Raw genomic sequence first — 6343 nt, 5'->3', positions numbered from 1 at the left:
CTTCCACGTCGCTCTCCGAACTTGGCGTTGGCCGCTTATCCCATACAGGAAGGCAGGGTTTGTCCACTCCCTCGTAGGTTGGGGTGAGCCAGAGGCGAACCCCAACATCGCCACCTCCAAGCGCCCCGCACCGTTGGGGTTCGCCCTTGGCTCACCCCAACCTACGGTTGCGTTCGAGTATGCTCCGCCGACGGTAGCCGAACGGGCAGCATGTGGCGACGGCGACCGGTTCGCCGCTCGTGCAACACCAGCAACCCGACAGCCGCGCCTGGAACGGCGACCTGGCCCCGGAGATCAATCCGACGCTCGCACGCATCACCGCTTCGCCGGGGGGAGGAGGGGGTCGAGGGTGTTTCGTTGCATTGGGATTATGAGGTGGTGGTGGGAGTATCCGGAGAGTGTGAAGGGGTAGATCTTTGAAAGCGTCGGGCGCAGAGAAGAAGAGCATGCGCAGGAACGCCATGTCGTCGAAAGCAGAGCGCTGAAAGCGACAGCAGGTCGAAGAGAAGTTTCCCAGAAAACGCAAAAGCCAGGAGATTCGACTATGGCTACAGAGAATGCCGGGAAAGCGCCACGCTCAACGTCTAGCGTCTTTGCAACCACCGCTATGGCCTTTTTCGGCTACGCCGCGATAGCTCTTTTGACACTGCACTTTCTGCGGCCCGATTACGCCCCGGCAACCAATTTCATCAGCAACTACGCTGTGGGTCGGTATGGCTGGATCATGACAAGCTGGTTCATTGCGATGAGCTGCGGTTTGTTAATGCTTGCAGCGGGGCTCTATACCAATGGCTTGCGCTCCATTATCGCCCGCTTGGGGATATTTCTGCTCGTCATCGCGGCGATTGGGCTGGTCGTCTCGGCCATATTTCCCACGGATGCACCCGGCGCGCCTTCTACTCCAACGGGAGCCATCCACGACATGAGCTTCCTTGTGAATGTGGGAAGTATCTTCCTCGCAAGCGTCCTGCTATCCGTGAGTTTTGGCGCGCACCCAGCGTGGCGCTCCTATCGGCGAACCGCTTGGATACTGACTTCTCTGATATTGCTCGGATTCGTCGTCCAGTTCCTCACCCTCCACAAGGGGATGCCATACGGCCTCGCGAACCGGTTTTTTGTCGTGGTGCTATTCGCGTGGCTGTTCGCCGTGTCGTTTCGATTGCGAGCGTCACCGCGAGAGCTCCCAGTCAATCAGTAGTGGGCCACGAGCGGGGCATCAAATGAATCTCCTGAGATGTCCGCTTCCGACCCGTAGCGGACACTCCCGACGAGGCCGGAAAGGAGGAGGGATGGAACTGAAGGCAGATGGGGCCATGTCATGGAGTTCGCGATCCTCCTCGTGAACGAAGGTCAGGCTGAGCGATACCTTTCGGGAGACTGGTGAGGCCAATGCAGAAGGCGGGTATCGAGGAATCCGGCGCCACTCTGAGAGTGATTACGATTGGACGCTGGATTGCGTTTCTTCCGGCTGCCTGGCTGGCCGGATATGTACACCATTGGATACTGCGAGCCTTTGGCGTGTCGTTGAGCAGCAATATCGTTGCTGTCAGCGACAGTGATCTTCTTGCCTTCGGAATTGCCGGGTTTCTCACGCCAATTTGTGTGATTGCCGCCGGGACATTCGTCTGCCCGATCAAGAACAAGGCCTTGCCCGTGCTGGCTCTCTGTGCGGCATTTCTTGTGGCTGGAGCAAGGGACCTGAGTCGATCGATTGCCTCAGGGCAACTCTGGCACCCGCTTGGCCTGCAAACACTTTTTATTGTGGCTGTGCCGGCCCTGATCGCCGTCATCTACGTAGTGGTGTTGTGGCGATCAAGCCGATCTCACAGTCGTCGCAGTGATGAGTGAACATCTAAGGTCGGCTTCCGGCCCCGAGCGGACACTTTCGGTAGAGTCCGTCCCGTATGATTTATCGTCCGTCGAAGGAGATCGTTTGGCTATGGATACCGATAATGACTTTTACAATCGCGCAGATGCTGTAATTCGCTTAGCGAATGATCAGCTCGCGGAGGTTTCGCGCGGAAAGGTCAGTGCCTCGTGCATGTATGCCTCGTCCCGCTTCAGCGCTTGGTTGAGCGCTTGCGGTTTCGAGTCGGGTGAGGACATGGCGGCCGCAAAGCAGGAAACGATTGAGTACTTCGTCAAACAATTCCGATCCATGTTGGAAGAGAACCTGGATGACTACATCGATAACTTTAAGACCTACATGGACCGGAAGGTTGGCTGACATTCGCTTGATTTCGTAGCGTCCGCTTTCGACCCACGGCGGACATTTCGGAAACGGGGAGATCCATGAGTATTGAGGATGTTATAAGCGCCGAACGACAGCGCTACGTGAACTTCTACGTCGAAGCCAAGGCGGGGCTCTCCGCAAGCCGGGAGGACGTCGTTGGAGAGTTGCTGATTTCAATCAACAACGACCAGATCCCTTATCCGTATCGCTACGTTCGTGCCGACTTTGTGTCAAAGGGCGACAATGGCCAGCCACAGGTGAGTGAAGTCCGGATCGATGCCGACCCCGCATTTGAAGCACGCGGCTACAACTTCGGAGCTTTTCAGGTGGAGGTTCGTCCATTCACTTGGTCAAGTGTTCAGGTTGTATTCGATAAGCCTCCTCAAAACCTCCAGCAGATCGAAGGTTGGATCACCCGCTGGCTGGATGTTGAAGACTGCGGAGCCATGAGCCAGGACGGACTTAGCGGCGCTGTTCACTCGTTCAGTCAAATTGAGTCGAACGGACGATTGTGGTTCCTAACGGGCGACTTCGGAACGGCACCAGCCGATGCCTTGATTCAGTTCATCGAGCTGATCGCGTCACAGGGGATGTCCCGTATCGCGCTGAAAGCGGGGTAAGGGAATGTCCGCTTCCGATCCAAAGCGGACGCCATGGGAGAGAGGAGAAGAGCTATGTTTGATCATGTCGTGTTCGGAGTCAGTGACTACGAAGCGAGCAAGGCATTCTTCATTAAGGCTCTCGAGCCCCTCGGCGTCGAGATCGTCAGTGAGCGACCCGGTGGTATCGAGCTCAGTTCGGACGGTAAGGTGTCGTTGTGCTTACTTCAAAGCGATGAGAAGCCAGCGCATCTCCACCTGGCGTTCGTAGCCAGTCATCGCGATCAGGTCGACGCTTTCCACCGTGCGGCTATAAATGCAGGTGGTAAGGACAATGGCGCGCCTGGTCTCCGGCCGAACTACAGTGGCAAGTACTACGCGGCTTTCGTTATCGGTCCGGACGGGCACAACATCGAAGTGGTTTGCCACGAATCGGAGAGCTGATGCGTGCAAATTCGGAGAGGGGGGCGGAATAAACGGGTTGGGTTCTTGAGGGTTATCTTTGCGCCTCTGATGTGGTGATCTAAGCGAGAGGGCAGTTACTCCGCTGGAACCTGTAAGGTCCGCTTTCAACCCACGGCGGACGTTTCAAAACGGGGCAGGGGCACTTTCTCAAGCGACAGCGTACTCACCCTTGCGGATAGCCGGACGGATCGGCAGCGTGAGGTCGCCGGCGATGAGCTGCAGTTCGCCGTCCTGGATCAGGCATTGCAGGCGCATGCTGCGCTCGCACAGGGCAGCCAGTTGCTGCATGTCGGCGTGGTCGATGGCGAGCACGCTGAGGTTGTCGTGGCGGGTGAGCGTGCTGGCGATCTTGTTCCACCAGACGTCGACGGCATGGCCGCCATAGGCCAGCACCACGACGTGCCGCGACTGGTTGCAGGCTTTGCGCAAGCGTGTTTCATCAGGCAGGCCGACGTCGATCCACAGCTCGATCTCGTCGGTATAGGCCTTGCGCCACAGGGCCGGTTCGTCGGTGTCGCTGAGCCCCTTGCCGAACTCCAGCCGTTCGTCGGCATACAGCGTGAACGCGAGCAAGCGCGCCATCAATCGCTCCTCGGTTTCCGACGGATGCCGGGCGAGGGTCAATGCGTGGGTGGCGTAGTAGTGCCGGTCCATGTCGCTGATCGACAGTTCGGCCTTGTGGATGGTGGCGGTGAGGGCCATGGGGGCACTTGAGTGGGCGTAAAGCGACCATTTTACGCGGCTTTGCCCCGGGCGCGGAAAGGCACCGGGGGCCATGCTTGGGCCGCCCGTCTTGCGGCCATGCCAGGAGATTGGCCGTAGTCGTCCGTGGAATGCAGAGTCGGGCTTACGCCGTTGTCTGTGTCGCCAATTTCGCCCGCTGTTCCGATCAACCCGCCGGCGTGGGATAACGAGCTAGCATTGGTCCGCTTCCGACCCATAGCGGACATTCGCGAACTGAGAGAGAGGGGCCTATGGCTGGACCTGACTATCTAGTTGCCCATGCCTGCTTCAGGTGCTGCAAGAGCTTCAAGACACATCCTCGGAGGGATGGCAACCCGACATGCCCTCAATGCGGCGGACCGATTCACATTATGGGTCGATCATTTCGTGCCCCGAAGCAGCGCGACAGAGAGCAGTGGGAGAAAGTGCGACGCCTTCATCAGGCCGGCTTTCGGTTCTTCAGTTACCGCAGCACATCTGGCCCTGCATTGCCGTCCAGGCTCGCAGACGTTGAAGCGTTCATAGCTGAGAATCCGTCGCACCCATTGCGGGTCGCAGTGGCAAGGTAATTCGATAGGTCCGCTTTCGACCCGAAGCGGTCATATGTGCCTCCATGGGGATCGCGCGTCATGCCCGAGAGTAACGATAAGCGGACGTTGGGAGTCTTCGAGATTCTGGCTGCTGGACTCGCGCCAAGCGAAGCATTCCGCAAGCTTTTCGAACGCGGTTACGTGAGCACCGCCCCAGCCCTTGTGCACTTGTTATACGCAGAGCTCCCTGATCTTTCAGAGTCGGTGATGCCCGCCGTAATGGCCTGGAACAGGGGGACGCGAGCGGACCGAGCCGGAATCGGACTCACGGATGATCGTCTTGATCAGATCATCGGTGACTTCATAGCTTCGGCAGTGCACCGCAGGGAAGCGACAAACCGCTTAGCGGACAGGGAATGATCGCTTGTGGCCGAGAGCGGACATTTTGCGCAAGAGGCGGCCTGCGGTACTCATGTCCGCTTTCGACCCAAAGCGGACCTAACCATGAACCTTTTGGCCAGCATGAGAATGGAAATTCGCATGAAGTGGAATGTGGTACTGGCGGACGTTCTGATAGTGGTTGCGCTTTGCGGGCCGCTGTATGGGTTTGCCTTAGAGCGCAGCTACCAGATGTCACTTCCTCGATCACCGGAACTAAAGACCGGGCACGTAATCCCTCGAAACAACCATGGCGTGGTCGTTTACTACTCCGAGGACGAGGTGTCCAAGCTACGAGCGCTTTGGGTGGGTGGAGCACTCGTTGGTATCGTGGCTGGACTGATACACAAGTACAGCAAGTGACCGCTTTCGACCCAGCGGGGACATTACACGGGCGGTGCGCCAGCCGAGGAAAAAGAAGCCAGACATCCGCCACAATAGTCGCCGCGTATCGCTCGAATTGCAGTTCAGATTTAGCTCGATATCACTCAACCACGGAAGAGGAATGCGCATGCCTAGCGGCACTCAGGACTTGGAGCGATTTGTACGCAGCTCGCTGATGCGTGGATGTACTCGGAAAAGCGTCGAAACCGTGCTCCTGGATGCAGGCTGGACACCGGAACAGGTGCGCGGCGCCCTCTCAGGCTTCGCTGATGTGGAATTCACGGTACCGGTTCCCAAGCCACGACCCTACCTGTCAGCGCGCGATACCTTTATCTATCTCGTGCTGTTCACAACGCTCTACCTGAGCGCTTATCACTTCGGAAGTCTGCTGTTTCAGCTGATCAACCGTACCTTTCCGGATGCCGCGATGCCCTACAACAATGGGGTATCGCAAAGCATGCGGTGGTCCGTTTCCTCCATCGTCATCGCTTTCCCCGTTTTCCTCTGGATCTCCGGCAGGATCCGCGGCGAGATCGCACGAGAACCCATCAAACGGCAATCCGCGGCGCGCCGCTGGCTGACCTACCTGACGCTGTTCGTTGCTGCGGTCGTGGTCATCTGCGATCTGATCACCTTGGTAGATGGTGTGCTCGGCGGCGAAATCACGGTGCGCTTTGTGCTTAAGGTGCTGGTTGCCGCGGTGATAGCTTGTACCGTGTTCGGTTACTACCTTTGGGATCTGCGCAGCGACGAGCGTGTCGCATGATGCCCCGCCATGGAGTGCGATGGTTGGCGATCGCGGCATCGGTTGGCATGGCTGCGGCCGTGGCGGCCGGCCTGTTTGTGGTGGGCTCTCCCATGCACCAGCGTGCGCTTCGATTGGATGGGCGCAGGGTATCGGACCTGAGCCGCATCTCGTTGCAGGTCATGAGCTATTGGTCGCAACATAAGTCCTTGCCGCCTGACTTGAC

The 6343-nt window shown here is 58.1% G+C and carries 7 protein-coding genes; 6 read left to right on the top strand and 1 reads right to left on the bottom strand.

From position 1 onward, the window contains the following. Positions 1 to 544: 544 nt before the first annotated feature. From BM172_RS19430 to BM172_RS19415, 5 genes are all read left to right on the top strand, one after another. Positions 545 to 1198 (top strand): DUF998 domain-containing protein, encoded by a 654-nt coding sequence (locus tag BM172_RS19430; RefSeq protein WP_026634863.1) that lies wholly within the window; start codon positions 545 to 547, stop codon positions 1196 to 1198. Positions 1199 to 1389: 191 nt separating this feature from the next. Then, positions 1390 to 1848 carry a hypothetical protein gene (locus BM172_RS22310; RefSeq protein WP_143096558.1) on the top strand — a complete coding sequence of 153 codons (459 nt, stop codon included), beginning with the start codon at positions 1390 to 1392 and terminating at the stop codon, positions 1846 to 1848. 91 nt (positions 1849 to 1939) lie between these two features. Further along, positions 1940 to 2227 carry a DUF3144 domain-containing protein gene (locus BM172_RS19425; RefSeq protein ID WP_197022856.1) on the top strand — a complete coding sequence of 96 codons (288 nt, stop codon included), beginning with the start codon at positions 1940 to 1942 and terminating at the stop codon, positions 2225 to 2227. 65 nt (positions 2228 to 2292) lie between these two features. Continuing rightward, on the top strand, positions 2293 to 2853 hold the full coding sequence (locus BM172_RS19420) for a hypothetical protein (RefSeq protein ID WP_026634861.1): 561 nt from the start codon (positions 2293 to 2295) through the stop codon (positions 2851 to 2853). Positions 2854 to 2907: 54 nt separating this feature from the next. Next, positions 2908 to 3276: a VOC family protein gene (locus BM172_RS19415; RefSeq protein WP_026634860.1), complete on the top strand. Its 369-nt coding sequence runs from the start codon at positions 2908 to 2910 to the stop codon at positions 3274 to 3276. A gap of 168 nt (positions 3277 to 3444) precedes the next feature. Here BM172_RS19415 and BM172_RS19410 read toward each other — a convergent pair whose 3' ends face one another. After that, positions 3445 to 3999 carry a YaeQ family protein gene (locus BM172_RS19410; RefSeq protein ID WP_026634859.1) on the bottom strand — a complete coding sequence of 185 codons (555 nt, stop codon included), beginning with the start codon at positions 3997 to 3999 and terminating at the stop codon, positions 3445 to 3447. A gap of 1500 nt (positions 4000 to 5499) precedes the next feature. Here BM172_RS19410 and BM172_RS19395 point away from each other — a divergent pair. After that, positions 5500 to 6138 carry a DUF5671 domain-containing protein gene (locus tag BM172_RS19395; RefSeq protein ID WP_026634856.1) on the top strand — a complete coding sequence of 213 codons (639 nt, stop codon included), beginning with the start codon at positions 5500 to 5502 and terminating at the stop codon, positions 6136 to 6138. The last annotated feature ends 205 nt before the right edge of the window (positions 6139 to 6343 follow it).

The sequence above is a fragment of the Dyella marensis genome (assembly GCF_900112865.1).
Lineage (GTDB): Bacteria > Pseudomonadota > Gammaproteobacteria > Xanthomonadales > Rhodanobacteraceae > Dyella_D > Dyella_D marensis_A.
This window is presented reverse-complemented; position numbering and strand designations above follow the sequence as displayed.